Raw genomic sequence first — 13,924 nt, 5'->3', positions numbered from 1 at the left:
CTATTTCTAATATTAAATGTGAATTTACAGGAATGATTACACTTGCCCGGGAGGATGACATGACCACTTTTCCTGCTGCTTATTTATCTTATTTAGTGGAGTTTCATGCAACTAGGGATTTCTTTGAATGCCATGAGCTGCTTGAAGAATATTGGAAAGAGCACCCAGAGGACCCGCTTGCGGATACTTGGGTAGGGCTTATTCAGCTGGCTGTTGGGCTTTATCACGAAAGGCGGGGCAACAAGCGCGGCGCTCTCAAAATGATGGTCCAAGCTGAGCGCAGGCTGTCTTTATCCCCGCTTGATCAATTAGGAATTGACAAGGACCACTTAGAAAATCAATTGCTGCCGCGAATTGCGGCGCTGCAGTCAGAAACTGATGCTGATTATACGGATATGGATTTACGCCTAACAAGCGATGAGCTTTTGGAACAATGTTTGCAGGCTTGCAAGGGTAGGGACTTGATTTGGGGAGCTCCCAGTTCAGCGTTCGGGGATGCAACCATTCACCGGCATACGCTAAGAGATCGCTCAGATGTGATCGCCGCTAGACAGGAAGCCTATGAAGCGAAGAAAAGGGAGCGCAACGGCTAATAAAGCCGTTATGCTCCCTTTTCATTTAATCTTGCGTTTCAGCTGCGTCGATGAGCTCTAGTTGTCCGGTTTCCGAATCAATAATTAAACCATGAACGAGGATGTTTGCAGGCAGCAGCGGGTGGTTGCGAATGATGCTTACGCTGTTAAGCACACTGTCGTGCACATTGTCGAAGCCCGTTAGCCAGCGCATTAAATTCAGTCCGGAATGCTTAAGCGTAGTGATGGTGTCAGTAGACACCCCGCGTTCCTCCATGTGCTGAATGATAAGCTCGGGATTAAGTCCGGTCATGCCGCAATTGGTGTGTCCGATGACAAAAACTTCATCGGCCTGCAGCTCATATAGAGCAACGAGTATGCTTCGCATAATATTGCCAAATGGCTGCGTGACGATAGCACCGGCATTTTTGATGATTTTAGCGTCACCGTTTTTAAGATTCATAGCTTTAGGGAGCATTTCAGTTAACCGCGTATCCATGCAAGTTACGATGACCATTCTTTTTTTCGGGTATTTGCTTGTCGAATAGGTTTCGTAATCACGATTCTCAACAAATTGCTTATTGTAGGCTAAGATGTCATCGATTTTGTTCACGCTGCACTTCCTTTGGTTAAGAAGCGAAGGTGATGGGTATAAATCTGGCTATCGCTTTTTAGACTAAAACTGCCGGTTTCCGCATTATAATCGATTTTCATCTGGGGCTCGTAATAAATCTCGTGACGGGGCTCATAATAGTAGGCGAATGGCTCGCCTTGGCCAAGCCGATCATCGACAGTCGGTTCATGTATGAGCTGAAGCGCTGGCACGCCGCTAACGACGCAGCCGCAGCCTTCCGTATCATGAAGAAACTTTAGCTTGAGTTCTCGGTTATCCAAATAGGGAGTAATCCGATCAATCGCTGCTTTCGAAAAAATAATATGCATAAGGCTTCCTCTCTTTCTCTCTCTTGCACTGGATGACGAGCAGGTTTAAGATGATTATAAGGATTGAAATAATGAAGATCAAGTGAAGTTCCCATGAAGATAGCAATCCGATAACTATAGAAAGGCGGTATAATGATGTCAACCAAAACGAATGAAGCGCTGAACAGCTTTAAAGAAACGATTCGCAAAATAAAAAGCTATGAGGAAGCGCTTGGCGTGCTGTACTGGGATTTGCGCACAGGAGCGCCCCGTAAAGGAATGGATAATCGTTCCGAGGTCATTGGTGCCTTATCCGCCGACCAATTCAAGCTTTCGACTTCACCCGAGCTGGGAGAATGGATTTCGGTGCTGGAGGAAAGCGCAGCTTATTCAGGCCTGTCTGAGATTGACCAGCGTCTTGTAACGGAAACCCGCAAGGAATACGACCGAAGCGTGAAAATACCTCCAAAGCTGTATCAAGAATATGTGGTATTAGCCTCACAATCCGAATCCAAGTGGGAGGAAGCAAAGGAAAACAACGACTATGCCGGCTTCCAGCCTTATTTAGAGAAAGTCATTTCGTATACCAATCAATTTATTGATCTCTGGGGCGCTAAGGAAACCCGCTACGATACATTGCTTGATCAATATGAACCGGGTATGACCGTAGCCGAGCTTGACCGCGTATTCGGCGGCTTGCGCGCGAAGCTCGTTCCGCTGGCAGCGGCAATTGCGAACTCGCCGCACCAGCCGGATGAGTCATTTTTAAAGCAAAATTATGATAAATCCGCTCAAAAAGCTTTCAGCTTATACATATTGGAGCAAATGGGTTATAACTTTGAGGCAGGCAGATTGGACGAGAGTGCACATCCATTCGCTACCGGTTTAAGCCCTGGCGACGTACGTATTACAACACGCTATTTGGAAGATGATGTTACCAGCGCTTTGTTCGGGACAATTCATGAAGGCGGCCATGCTCTCTATGAGCAAAATATTATGGAGGAGCTTATTGGAACGACGCTTTGCACGGGTACCTCCATGGGAATCCATGAATCGCAATCCCGCTTTTGGGAAAATGTGATCGGCCGCAGCAGGCCGTTCTGGAACCAATATTTCGGCGAGCTTCAGAAACGCTTTCCTGGCCAGCTTGATGTTAGCGTTGATCAGTTTTACCGCGGCAACAACGTCGTAAAGCCGTCCTTGATCCGAATCGAGGCGGATGAGCTGACTTACAACCTTCACATCATTATTCGGTATGAGATGGAGAAGCTGATTTTTAACGGAGGAGCGAAAGCAGCCGATTTGCCTGCCATTTGGAACGACAAATACAAAGAGTATTTGGGCGTGACACCGCCGAATGATGCCGAAGGCGTCCTTCAGGATGTGCATTGGTCTGGCGGAGCGTTCGGTTACTTCCCATCTTACTCGCTTGGCAATATGTATGCGGCGCAAATCGCAGATACGATGGAGAAAGAGCTTCCGAGCTTCTGGACGAATGTCGGCGGTGGTGAGCTGCTTCCTATTAAGGACTGGTTAACGGAGCGAATCTACAAATACGGCAAGCTGAGATCGCCATCTGAGCTGATTGAGAGCGTAACCGGCAAGCCGCTCGACCCACAATATTTAGTTGATTACCTGACCAAGAAATATACGGATATCTACAAGCTGTAAAGCAAAACGAATAGGAACGGTAATAGAAGGCTGTCCGCTCGTCATTGACGATATGCGGGCAGCCTTCTTTTTGCATGCCCATTCACCGCCCAAGTTGTCTTTGCATAGGCTGGAGTACATCAAATGACTTAAATGTGCAGGAGGGACTCCAAATGAAAAGACGTATATTCATGTCGCTGCTGCTTACGGTAGCGCTCGTCATGACTGCTGCGCTCGCGGGCTGCGGCAAAGGGGATTCAGAGAAAACAAAGGTACGGATCGGAGAGGTCACCCGGTCATTGTTCTATGCACCGGAGTATGTAGCACTTGCCAATGGCTTCTTTGAGGAAGAAGGCCTAGACGTGGAATTAACGACGACGCCGGGCGGTGACAAGACGATGACTGCGCTGCTGTCGAACGCCATTGACGTCGCGCTCGTAGGTTCAGAAACTTCCATCTACGTGTATCAGCAAGGAACCGATGATCCAATCATCAATTTCGCACAGGTTACTCAAACGGATGGCACATTTCTAGTGGCGAAGGATGAAGTGAAGGATTTTGACTGGAGTTCACTGAAAGGAAGCATTTTTCTCGGACAAAGAAAAGGCGGCATGCCCCAAATGGCAGGCGAGTTTGTCCTGAAGAAGCATGGCATTGATCCGAAGGCTGATCTGGAGTTGATTCAAAACGTGGATTTTGCCAATATCGCAGCTGCTTTCGCTTCGGGTACGGGTGATTATGTCCAGCTGTTCGAGCCAACCGCATCGATCTTCGAGAAGGAAGGCAAAGGGCATGTTATTGCGTCTTTCGGAACGGAGAGTGGACATTTGCCTTATACGGTGTTCATGACCAAGCAAAGCTATTTGAAGAAGAATAAGGATACGGTTCAGTCCTTCACGAATGCCTTGCATAAAGCGCAGCTTTGGGTGGAGAGCAATGACGCGGATAAGATTGCAGACGCAGTGCTGCCTTTCTTTGATAATGTGGATCGTGACATTGTTGTAAGTTCAATTGACCGTTACAAGCAGCAGGGGTCCTTCGCTACCGATCCGATAATCGATGAAGCGGAATGGAATAATCTTCTGGATGTCATAACGACAGCGGGCGAGCTTGAGAAGCGTACGGAACACAGCGAGCTGGTTGACACAAGTTTTGCGGAGAAGGCGATCGAAGCAGTGAAATAATCGGCATGCAGAAAATGGAGGCTTGGGCATGAAACATACTCCTGTGCTTGAGCTGCAGCAATTATCACATGTATATGTGAATGAAAAGGAAGCCTCTCTCGCGGTTGAACAGATCGATCTGACGGTTGACCGCGGAGAGTTTATTAGCCTGGTTGGGCCTAGCGGCTGCGGCAAGACGACGGTGCTTAGCTTGCTCGCCGGCTTGTTCCCTCCCACAAAAGGGCAGGTGCTGCTAGGCGGAGAACGGGTAGAGGGGCCTTCGCCAAAGGTAGGTTATATGCTGCAGCAAGACTATTTGTTTCCATGGCGCACGATAAGAGAAAATGCCGCCATTGGGCTTGAAATAAGCGGCCGCAAGACTGAGAAGACTTTACGGGCTGTTGATGAGCTGCTCAGCGAGCTTGGCTTGCCTGATGCAGGGGGGAGATACCCCCATGAGCTATCAGGCGGGATGAGGCAACGAGTAGCGCTTGCGCGAACGCTGGCTACAGAGCCTGAGGTGCTTCTTCTGGATGAGCCATTCTCCGCGCTTGATTTGCATATTAAGCTGCAGCTGGAGGATTTGGTTCATCAGACGCTGAAGCGACTTGGAAAAACCGCAGTCCTTGTCACCCATGATTTGGCGGAAGCGGCTGCGATGAGCGATCGAATCATCGTGCTTGGCCGAAATCCCGGACATATCCGAAGCGAGATTTCCGTTCATGAGCATATACGCGCAGCGGCCCCAATGGCTGCACGCAAGCTGCCCAGCTTTCAAGAGCTGTTCGACAGCTTATGGGCGGAGCTTGACAAGGATGACGGTGAAGGAGGCAGAAGTAATGGATAAGCGAAGCAAGCAGAATGCTGAACATGCAGAAATGCAAGGGCCCATCCATACTTCCGGCATTCAGGAGGATCGACGCAGCTGGATGGGTGATCTTCACATGCGTTTCAAATCGCAGAAGCGAAAGCTTACGGCAGCGGTCATCGTGACGCAAACGGTTCTGCTCCTGCTGTTTGTTGGCTTGTGGGAAGCTGCGGGGCGTAATAAATGGATCGATCCCTTATTGTTCAGTTATCCCACAAAAATGCTGCAGCAGCTGTGGAAAACGATGGCTGACGGCAGCATTTGGCCGCATGTCGGGATGACCGTAACGGAGACGGTAGTCGGTTTTTTACTCGGTACGATTCTGGGGACGGCAATGGCTGCAGTGCTTTGGTGGTTTCCCTTTTTGTCGCGCGTGTTCGATCCTTATTTGGTCGTGCTCAACAGTATGCCGAAGGTAGCGTTGGGACCGATTTTTATTGTTGGGCTAGGCCCAGGGTTTATGTCCATCGTTGCGATCACGTTATCGGTTACTGTCATCATTACAACCTTGAATATATATAATCGTTTTCGGGAGATCGATTCCGGCTATATCAAGGTTGTTAGGCTGCTTGGCGCATCGCGGTTACAGCTGTTTAAGCTCGTCATCTTGCCCGGCTCGTTTCCGGTCATAATCGCTACGCTCAAGGTTAACGTTGGTTTGGCTTGGATTGGCGTAATCGTCGGTGAATTCCTTGTCGCGAAGCTTGGACTTGGCTATTTGATCATCTACGGCTTCCAAGTGTTTAATTTTACACTGGTCTTATCCAGCCTCATTGTGATCGCGATTGTAGCGACAGTTATGTATCAGCTAGTGGCGATGCTGGAGCGACGGTTGACGGCAGGCTGGCGCGAGCGTTAGGATGTAGGAATAAATCCTATCGTACGCGAGGTTAATTTCATGGGCATTCGCATTATCAAAACAGCTCTGGCAGCCATTGCAGCTATATATACCGCTGTCTATCTGGGTCTGGAGCCGCCGCTTGGCGCGGGCATTCTTGCCATACTCGGCGTCGAAGTGACGCGAATGAAGGGACTTAAGAGCGCATTCGTCCGTTTTATTGCGTCTGTGCTCGGCCTTTTTTTTGCATCGCTTATTTTTTCGTTGTTCGGCTTTCATATTTGGGCGGTGGCCATTTTTATTTTGATTACCTTCCCGGTTCTTTCCCGCTTTCAATTGAAGGACGGGATCGTCACGAGTTCGGTCATCGTATTCCATCTGTTTAACCGCGAGGAAGTAACTACGGGCATTATCGGCAACGAAATACTGCTGCTGTTTGCGGGTCTCGGCTGGGCGACGATTGTAAATATCATTTACATGCCGAAGGACGAGCATCAGCTGCAGCATTACCGCAATTCGCTCGAACAGAACTTCGGTATCATCTTTCAAGAAATGGCTTTCACCTTGCGCAATCCTGCGCATGTGTGGAACGGCAGCGAGATTCTTGAAGCTTACAGCGCGATTGAAGAAGGTGCGCAGCGGTCTGTGCGGAATCGGGAAAATCGACTTTGGGGCCAGGAACAGTATTGGTCGACATATTTTGAGATGAGGCGCCAGCAGTTGGAGTCGGTGCAGCAGATGCTCGTGGAGCTGGCATTTGTCTATCAGAAATTCCCGCAAGCCGTGATGATTGCAGACCTGCTTGATCAGCTCGCGAGCGACGTCAAATCGGATGTATATGAAGGCAACGTCGAAGAGCGGCTGCATGAGCTGTCACAGCTGTTTCAAGGAATGGAGCTTCCCAAGACGCGTGATGAATTCGAAGTGCGCGCTTCGCTGCTTAAGCTGCTGCGCGAGTTGGAGCGGTATTTGGGCATTGCTAAGCGTTTGAAGAAAAGGAAGGCCAAAATGGCTGGGCTTCAAGCCTAGCCAGCAGAATAGCAATGGATGAGTGAAATATAGCGAGTGCGAGAGCGTGTTGTCCTGCGTATGTCTTTGGGGAATCCAGTCCAAGGCCTGCCAGGACTTTTTTTGATCATCGACGCGAAAATTCATGATATGCTTTTGTAAAAGGAGGGATGAATGGTGAGTGCCTTCAAAGAGCGGATTGAGGAACTGAATGCGAAGCTGATTGAGGTTGAAGTGCAAACGAAAGCTCAATATTTCGTGCTAGAACAAAGCGAACTCGAACTTCACTCACACTGGAGTGTTGAAGGTTCTATTCAAGGTTATTGGAAGCGCCAAAAGGTAACGTTCTTTTGTGATTTATCGTCAGATGACAGTTTTGAGAATTGTATCAGCGAGATGAATGATTTTATTAAAATACCAAGATATCGAAAAGATAGCAGAGGAGTTCGATGGCTTTTCATGAAATAACAGCCTGTTCGTATATAGAAAGCCGATAATAGGCGATTTAGTTTAGCACAATGTTTTTATGGATTGTGGGCTTTTTATTGTCCATAAGGCTGCTGCTTTTTGAACCGTGAACGGATCTAGTTCTATATTTATAGGTCTTTATTCTATTTTTGTGGGCGAGGTTGCCAAGCGCGAATCATTTACTTTTATAGCACATATAGATGTAAGGAGACGCAGCGAATGAGTGTTAATATCCCACTGCTATTGAACATAAACATTTATATGGGACCACTTAATCAACATTTGCCTATGTCCTGCATACACTTTAAATGAATGATTGTATGGAGGAGGTTAAATCAATGGCTATTGCAGATAAGCAGCTACAGTACAGAGAAATAATTACGAAGGCTGTCTGCGGCAAAGGTCGTAAGTTTTCCACTGTAACCCATACCGTAACGCCGCCTCATAATCCGACTAGTATTCTCGGAGCATGGATAATCAACCATCAATATGAAGCGGTTCGTTCGGGCGACGGCATTGAGGTAATTGGTACTTACGATATCAACATCTGGTATTCGTACAGCAAGAACTCGCAAACGGACGTGGCAAAGGAATCCGTGCATTACGTTGAGCACGTGAACCTCTCCTATGTAGATCCGAAGCACCGGCCTTCTACAGTTGAAGTGTCTGCCGAGGTGATTCAGGAGCCGAATTGTATCGAAGCCAACATTTCTTCGAACGGTTCGAGTGTCGTGATTCGTGTAGAGCGTGAGTTTGCAGTGGAACTTGTCGCCGAGACAAAGGTCTGCGTTGCGGTTCTTCCAGGCGGTTGCGGCGACCTGGACGGCAAGGATTTGGAATTCAGCCTCGGCGATAGCGATTATGAGGATTTGGATCCAGATTTGCTGGACGATGAGTTGTAAGCAAGCCGGGAAGCTTTGCTGTCAAGGTATCATATGCTGCGCAAGCGGCAAATTCGAGGGCGAAAGCCCTCTTTTTTTTTGAAATATTTAAATCGTAAAAATTACCTTTACATAAAAGGAGTAAAGGCGGGAAACACAATGGCTTCGACATGGATATGGAGAGGGAGCTACGATCGGTTAGAGCGGATTGCTTACACAGGGAAAGAGCTCCATACTTCCGGCGAGCGCAATGGGCAACCGCTTAATGCACAGCCTTGGTCAGCGGTTAAACCGGGCGATGCGGTATTGGCGTGGTCAGACACGCGCGAACTCGATAGAAGCCGGTTTCCGGGCGTTTGGGTGCTGAATGGGAACGGATATATTGTTGCAAAGCAAAGCGACGAGGAAAAGCAGCACATTTGGCGCAGAGCCGGATTGTGCGGAGGCGCGCCGCTGACGAGCGAGCGTTTGTATCTTGTCAGTATCGTGCATTTGGAACCGGTGGAGATGGTCCGTATAGATGCAACTGGTAAGGCACTGCCGGGCAGGCGCGTGGAATCGAGGAATGCAGAACTCAGGAATGGAGATTCACGGAATGTAAAGCCTGTGGATGCTGGCCATAAGCTGATTGGCGCCTGGCCGGAGGACCCGGCGCTAAGGCGAGTGGCGCGAACGGCAGCCGCGGCACTCTATGCGCTCGGCCTCGATATTGGAGAGGCCGAGATAGCGCTTGGCGGGGACGGACGGACAGTCGTCCGCGCCGCTTGGCCGAAGCTGAGGGACACGAGGCTGGAGGCGGTTATGCTGCGCCGATTCGCCGCGTGGCATGCGGCGGCGAGAGCGGGGGAGGGGGATCGGCGGCTGCGGATTGGCGCCGATCCGGAGTTTGTGCTGGTGACGCCGGGCGGGAAGATCGCATCGGCGTCGCGGTTTTTGGGCGCTGGCGTCGGCGGGGCAGCCGGGGCCGACGCCCTGCTTGTGGGGCGACGGCTGCTGTATCCCGTCGCCGAGCTGCGGCCCGAGCCGGCCGAGGACCCGGCCGCGCTCGCCGCAAACGTGCGGCGCCTGCTGCTGCGCGCCGCCGATCGCATCAGCGACCCAAGCTTGCGCTGGGCCGCTGGAGCCATGCCCGTGCCGGGGCTTGCGCTCGGCGGGCACATCCACCTCAGCGGAGCGCCGCTCACGAGCCGCTTGCTCCGCCTGCTGGACAGCTACGCGGCATTCCCGCTTGCTCTAGTCGAGGACCCCGCTGGGCGGGCCCGCCGTCCCCGATACGGGATGCTCGGGGACTTCCGCCTGCAGCCGCATGGCGGGTTTGAGTACCGAACGCTGCCAAGCTGGCTCGTATCGCCGGCAGCGGCCAAAGCCTCCTTCGCGCTCGCTCTGCTGTGCGTTCGCGAGGAGCAGAACCTGGATTACATACCTGCTCTGGAGGAGCGGTATGTTGAGGCTTATTACGCCGGCGACCGCGCAGTGCTGGCCGGCTGCTTGGATGCGCTGGCCGCATCGCTCGCGGCCACGAACAGCTACACTGAGCTGGCTCCGTATATTGAGCCTCTCCTTGATGCCGCTAAACGCGGCAAGACCTGGGACGAACGATCAGATATCCGCATCAAATGGCGGCTTCCTCATTGATGAGGGAGCTGCTATTTTTTGTGATGCGTGCCGAGACAGGGGGTTCATTTGGAATTCTTCCTATTTTCTAATCAAGTCTCCATCGTTATTTGTAACCCATTGTCGTAGGGGCAGATTGGAGGGCAACATGATACGTTATTTATTTAACATCATTAAATATTCCAGACTGCTCAGTTATGAGCCAGTTTTCTGGAAACGGTTAGGTTTGACCTATTCGAACTTTATTTAATGTCATTAACATTTGTGCATCATATTGACCTCCATCGTGTGTTTTTTAATGCATCTACTTATCGATGTCATATTGATCATCAATCATGTTTTTAAATGCATCTACTTTTCAATGTCAGATTGATATAATTCATATGCTCGCTAAAGCATCTGCTTATTTTATGTCTGATTAACCATTACTTTTATGCATGCTAAAGCATTATCCTGTCTAGTATTGGTACGTAATTATTAATGGAAATGCTGGCCAACCGGTTTTTTTCAAAGAAGCCAAGCTACCCCTAATCATGACAGGATGAAATTCGTATTTATTTTATTATAAAAAAATTTATGATTCTTTTCTAAGACGAGTTGCCTAATGTGCGCTGAAATACTGAACCTTTGATTTCTCAAAATTAGAGTACACATTGATATACGTCGGGAAAGATTTCATATTGTGAGAGGCAGAACGACTTCGTGCAGTTATTTATTTAACCTCATTAACTATCTAAGGTTTAATGAATATAGCTAAGTTATCCTGTATTTTTGCTCTATAGAATGAGGATTGAGAGATCTCTCGGGAGCTATAATGTACGAATGCATGCTAGCAGGCTTTTGACCTTCAATTCACAGATGGAAGGAGCTATTTTATTGCGAATATGCAGGATAGAATGTTTTTGTGTGCCGAATTAAGGTAAGTTAATGCCTGCGTACAATATAGCTCAGCCTGCTTCGCACCCCAGTCTTGGAAGTAACCCCAGCTCAGCCAAAATGGATTCAGAAAAGTTTTTTTATCAATAAAATCATACTTAACTTTAACGACTATGCCCGCATTGGTTGTTTTCGCTTATAGCGCACATCTGTTCCGCTTGTTATAATAGATATCTAATGTTTACTGCATGGTCGGTATGTTATAAAAGGAAGCGGCCATGTAATTAACGCTGTTAAATAAAGAAGAGCTTAAAGCAGAATGACGATACATAGGTTCTTGAGGAGGATCGGAATGGCTGGATATACTCCAATGATTTTGCAATATCTTGCGATTAAGGAAGAAGCGAAGGATGCTTTTTTGTTTTTTCGGCTAGGCGATTTCTATGAGATGTTTTTTGAGGATGCGATAGCAGCTTCCCGTGAGCTCGAAATTACTTTGACAGGGAGAGAAGGCGGCGGCGAACAAAAGATCCCGATGTGCGGCGTGCCATATCACTCTGCCGAGAATTATATTAGCCGATTGGTGGAAAAAGGGTACAAGGTTGCCATTTGTGAGCAGGTGGAGGACCCCGCAGCGGCCAAAGGCGTCGTGCGCCGTGAGATCGTTCGTATTATTACGCCGGGCACAGTCATGGAATCGAAGGCGTTAGAGGGCAAGTCGAACAACTTTATTGCGGCCATCGTTCGCGTCGGCGGAATGCTTGGGCTATCGGCCTGCGATTTGTCAACGGGCGAGCTTTATGTCACTTCTTTCCCAGAGCATATGGAGGCATTGATTGATGAGATCAACGTTTATCAGCCTTCAGAGCTAGTCGGGGACAAGGAGCTGCTCGACAAGGTACAGGAGGCGGCTGTATGGAACAAACAGCTGCTGTTGACCGCACGGGAGCCGATGTCTGCGGACAAGCTTGCCGAACAATTTGGCGAAGCTGAGCTGGCAAAGGTTGCGGGCGCACGTTTGCAAGCGGTGAGTGTCTTGACCGGATATCTGGAAGAAACGCAAAAACGTTCGCTTGGGCATGTTCGTGCGATAACAAGCTATGAACCGAACCAATATATGATATTGGACCATTACACGCGAAGAAATCTAGAACTTACCGAGACGGTACGCGACCGAAATAAGAAGGGCTCTCTGCTTTGGCTGCTTGATCGTACGCAGACCTCCATGGGCGCGCGCCTGCTTCGCCGCTGGATTGACAAGCCGCTGCTCAGCAGCACGGCAGTCGAAGCCCGGTTGGATGCGATTGAGACGTTGTATTTAAATTTGATTTTAAGAGATGATATCCGCTCAGAGCTTCAGCCGATATACGATCTTGAGCGACTGGTCGGCCGGGTTGCCTTCGGCAGCGCAAACGGACGCGACTTGAACGCACTGAGAAGCTCGCTGCGCCGCATTCCACAGTTAACGGCACTTTGCGAGCAGTCCGGCTCTAATGTGCTTAAGGCGCTTGTTGAAGGCGCTGACCAGTGTTCGGATTTGGCGGACCTAATCGAGACTGTATTGGTAGACGAGCCTCCTGTCACCATTAGGGAGGGCGGCTTGATTCGTGCAGGGTATGACAGCTATCTGGACCAACTTCGCGAAGCAAGCACAAACGGAAAAAAATGGCTTGCGGAGCTGGAGCGCCAGGAGCGCGAGGCAACCGGCATCAAAACATTAAAAATCGGTTACAACCGTATTTTTGGTTATTATTTGGAAGTCTCTAAAGCGAATCTGGCCATGCTTCCGGAAGGAAGGTATGAGCGCAAGCAAACGCTTGCCAATGCAGAACGGTTCGTAACGCCGGAGCTGAAGGAGAAGGAACGGCTGATTCTTGAGGCTGAGGATAAGATGGTCGATTTGGAGCATGCAAGGTTCATCGAGCTGCGGGACCATTTGTCACTTCATCTGCATCGGCTCCAGAAGGCAGCTGCGATTATTGCTGAGCTTGACGTGTACCAGTCGCTAGCGACGGTTAGCGCCGAGCGCCGTTTTACGCGGCCGAAAGTAACCGAAGCCTACGATTTGCATATTGAGGATGGCAAGCATCCGGTGGTCGAAGCGATGATGGACGGCACGCCGTTTATATCAAACGGTACGGGCCTGCATAAGGATGACCAATGGATGCTGCTTATTACCGGACCGAACATGGCTGGGAAAAGCACGTATATGCGCCAGGTGGCGCTTATCTGCATCATGGCTCAAATGGGCTGCTTCGTGCCCGCCAAGTCGGCGGTTATCCCGCTGATTGACCGGATTTTCACGAGAATTGGCGCTGCCGATGATCTAATCGGTGGTCAAAGCACGTTTATGGTCGAGATGAAGGATATCCAGCTCATGACAGAAAAGGCCACAAAAAATAGCCTTGTCATTATCGATGAGCTAGGCCGTGGCACCTCGACAGGCGAAGGCATGGCCATTGCGCAAGCGGTCATTGAGTATGTCCATCACCATATTGGCTGCAAAGCGCTCGTCTCGACCCATTTTCATGAGCTGGCGCATCTCGAGGAGTCTTTGCCTTCATTAACCAATGCGCGTATGGCTGTAGAGGAAAGCGGCGATAATGTAACGTTCCTGCGCAAGCTGATACCTGGTGCGGCAAGTACCAGCTACGGCATTTATTGCGCTCAGCTTGCGGGACTTCCGCAGTCGATTATCGGCAGGGCTTATGAGCTGCTGGATGAGACGCTTGTCGTTGAAGCGCCTAAAGCATCAGGAATGTCGTCTGCAGCTTTACCGGACTTTTCATATGCACCGCTTGCTTCCGTTCCCGAAGCGGAGAGCAAACAGCCAGAGAAGGTCATGGAGACCCGCGGCATGGTTCAGCTCTCGATCTTTGATGAGCCAGCAGCTGCCAGCGAGGTAGAACCAGCGAAGAAGAAAGCTAGTCCAAAGGCTGAATTGCTTGCGGATCAATTACGTAAGCTTGATCTGTTTAATCTAACGCCAATGCAGGCGATGCAATGGCTGAATGATATGAAAAACAAATTGAACAATTAGCCTGGCGAGAGGGGAAACAGTGCGT

12 protein-coding genes are annotated in these 13,924 nt (G+C 49.6%); 10 read left to right on the top strand and 2 right to left on the bottom strand.

The features are described from left to right. The first annotated feature begins 59 nt into the window (after nt 1-59). Complete coding sequence (locus FJQ58_RS30205) at nt 60-593, top strand: DUF309 domain-containing protein (RefSeq protein ID WP_162341855.1); 534 nt, start codon at nt 60-62, stop codon at nt 591-593. Between the two features lie 25 nt (nt 594-618). Here FJQ58_RS30205 and FJQ58_RS30200 read toward each other — a convergent pair whose 3' ends face one another. Both FJQ58_RS30200 and FJQ58_RS30195 read right to left on the bottom strand, forming a co-directional pair. After that, on the bottom strand, nt 619-1,185 hold the full coding sequence (locus FJQ58_RS30200) for a beta-class carbonic anhydrase (protein WP_139999266.1): 567 nt from the start codon (nt 1,183-1,185) through the stop codon (nt 619-621). Continuing rightward, nucleotides 1,182-1,514 carry an iron-sulfur cluster biosynthesis family protein gene (locus tag FJQ58_RS30195; protein WP_139999264.1) on the bottom strand — a complete coding sequence of 111 codons (333 nt, stop codon included), beginning with the start codon at nt 1,512-1,514 and terminating at the stop codon, nt 1,182-1,184. Before FJQ58_RS30195 ends, FJQ58_RS30200 begins: the two co-directional genes overlap by 4 nt. Before the next feature lie 135 nt (nt 1,515-1,649). Here FJQ58_RS30195 and FJQ58_RS30190 point away from each other — a divergent pair, with 135 nt between their 5' ends. From FJQ58_RS30190 to mutS, 9 genes are all read left to right on the top strand, one after another. Then, nucleotides 1,650-3,164, top strand: coding sequence for a carboxypeptidase M32 (locus FJQ58_RS30190; RefSeq protein WP_139999262.1), 1,515 nt, complete (start codon nt 1,650-1,652; stop codon nt 3,162-3,164). A gap of 152 nt (nt 3,165-3,316) precedes the next feature. Next, complete coding sequence (locus FJQ58_RS30185; protein ID WP_139999260.1) at nt 3,317-4,327, top strand: ABC transporter substrate-binding protein; 1,011 nt, start codon at nt 3,317-3,319, stop codon at nt 4,325-4,327. A 28-nt stretch (nt 4,328-4,355) separates the two neighbouring features. Further along, entirely contained in the window at nt 4,356-5,153 is a 798-nt protein-coding gene (locus tag FJQ58_RS30180; RefSeq protein ID WP_139999258.1) for an ABC transporter ATP-binding protein, read from the top strand. Continuing rightward, nucleotides 5,146-6,033: an ABC transporter permease gene (locus FJQ58_RS30175; RefSeq protein ID WP_420799869.1), complete on the top strand. Its 888-nt coding sequence runs from the start codon at nt 5,146-5,148 to the stop codon at nt 6,031-6,033. Before FJQ58_RS30180 ends, FJQ58_RS30175 begins: the two co-directional genes overlap by 8 nt. A 39-nt stretch (nt 6,034-6,072) precedes the next feature. Then, nucleotides 6,073-7,041 carry an aromatic acid exporter family protein gene (locus FJQ58_RS30170; RefSeq protein WP_139999256.1) on the top strand — a complete coding sequence of 323 codons (969 nt, stop codon included), beginning with the start codon at nt 6,073-6,075 and terminating at the stop codon, nt 7,039-7,041. Between the two features lie 156 nt (nt 7,042-7,197). Continuing rightward, complete coding sequence (locus FJQ58_RS30165; RefSeq protein WP_139999255.1) at nt 7,198-7,488, top strand: hypothetical protein; 291 nt, start codon at nt 7,198-7,200, stop codon at nt 7,486-7,488. 338 nt (nt 7,489-7,826) lie between these two features. Further along, nucleotides 7,827-8,390, top strand: a complete 564-nt coding sequence (locus tag FJQ58_RS30160) for an outer spore coat protein CotE (RefSeq protein ID WP_139999253.1) — start codon at nt 7,827-7,829, stop codon at nt 8,388-8,390. A 78-nt stretch (nt 8,391-8,468) separates the two neighbouring features. Then, nucleotides 8,469-10,004, top strand: a complete 1,536-nt coding sequence (locus tag FJQ58_RS30155) for a putative amidoligase domain-containing protein (RefSeq protein ID WP_162341853.1) — start codon at nt 8,469-8,471, stop codon at nt 10,002-10,004. A 1,207-nt stretch (nt 10,005-11,211) separates the two neighbouring features. Then, nucleotides 11,212-13,899: a DNA mismatch repair protein MutS gene (mutS, locus tag FJQ58_RS30150; protein WP_139999249.1), complete on the top strand. Its 2,688-nt coding sequence runs from the start codon at nt 11,212-11,214 to the stop codon at nt 13,897-13,899. Nucleotides 13,900-13,924 lie beyond the last annotated feature (25 nt).

It is taken from the genome of Paenibacillus paridis, from assembly GCF_006345825.1.
Taxonomy (GTDB): domain Bacteria; phylum Bacillota; class Bacilli; order Paenibacillales; family Paenibacillaceae; genus Pristimantibacillus; species Pristimantibacillus paridis.
This window is presented reverse-complemented; position numbering and strand designations above follow the sequence as displayed.

What these genes read in the sequence shown, in the direction of transcription:
- FJQ58_RS30185 (WP_139999260.1), top strand. Translation starts at nt 3,317, where the DNA reads ATGAAAAGACGTATATTCATGTCGCTGCTGCTTACGGTAGCGCTCGTC.
- FJQ58_RS30175 (WP_420799869.1), top strand. Translation starts at nt 5,146, where the DNA reads ATGGATAAGCGAAGCAAGCAGAATGCTGAACATGCAGAAATGCAAGGG.
- mutS (WP_139999249.1), top strand. Translation starts at nt 11,212, where the DNA reads ATGGCTGGATATACTCCAATGATTTTGCAATATCTTGCGATTAAGGAA.
- FJQ58_RS30205 (WP_162341855.1), top strand. Translation starts at nt 60, where the DNA reads ATGACCACTTTTCCTGCTGCTTATTTATCTTATTTAGTGGAGTTTCAT.
- FJQ58_RS30170 (WP_139999256.1), top strand. Translation starts at nt 6,073, where the DNA reads ATGGGCATTCGCATTATCAAAACAGCTCTGGCAGCCATTGCAGCTATA.
- FJQ58_RS30160 (WP_139999253.1), top strand. Translation starts at nt 7,827, where the DNA reads ATGGCTATTGCAGATAAGCAGCTACAGTACAGAGAAATAATTACGAAG.
- FJQ58_RS30190 (WP_139999262.1), top strand. Translation starts at nt 1,650, where the DNA reads ATGTCAACCAAAACGAATGAAGCGCTGAACAGCTTTAAAGAAACGATT.
- FJQ58_RS30195 (WP_139999264.1), bottom strand. Translation starts at nt 1,514, where the DNA reads ATGCATATTATTTTTTCGAAAGCAGCGATTGATCGGATTACTCCCTAT.
- FJQ58_RS30180 (WP_139999258.1), top strand. Translation starts at nt 4,356, where the DNA reads ATGAAACATACTCCTGTGCTTGAGCTGCAGCAATTATCACATGTATAT.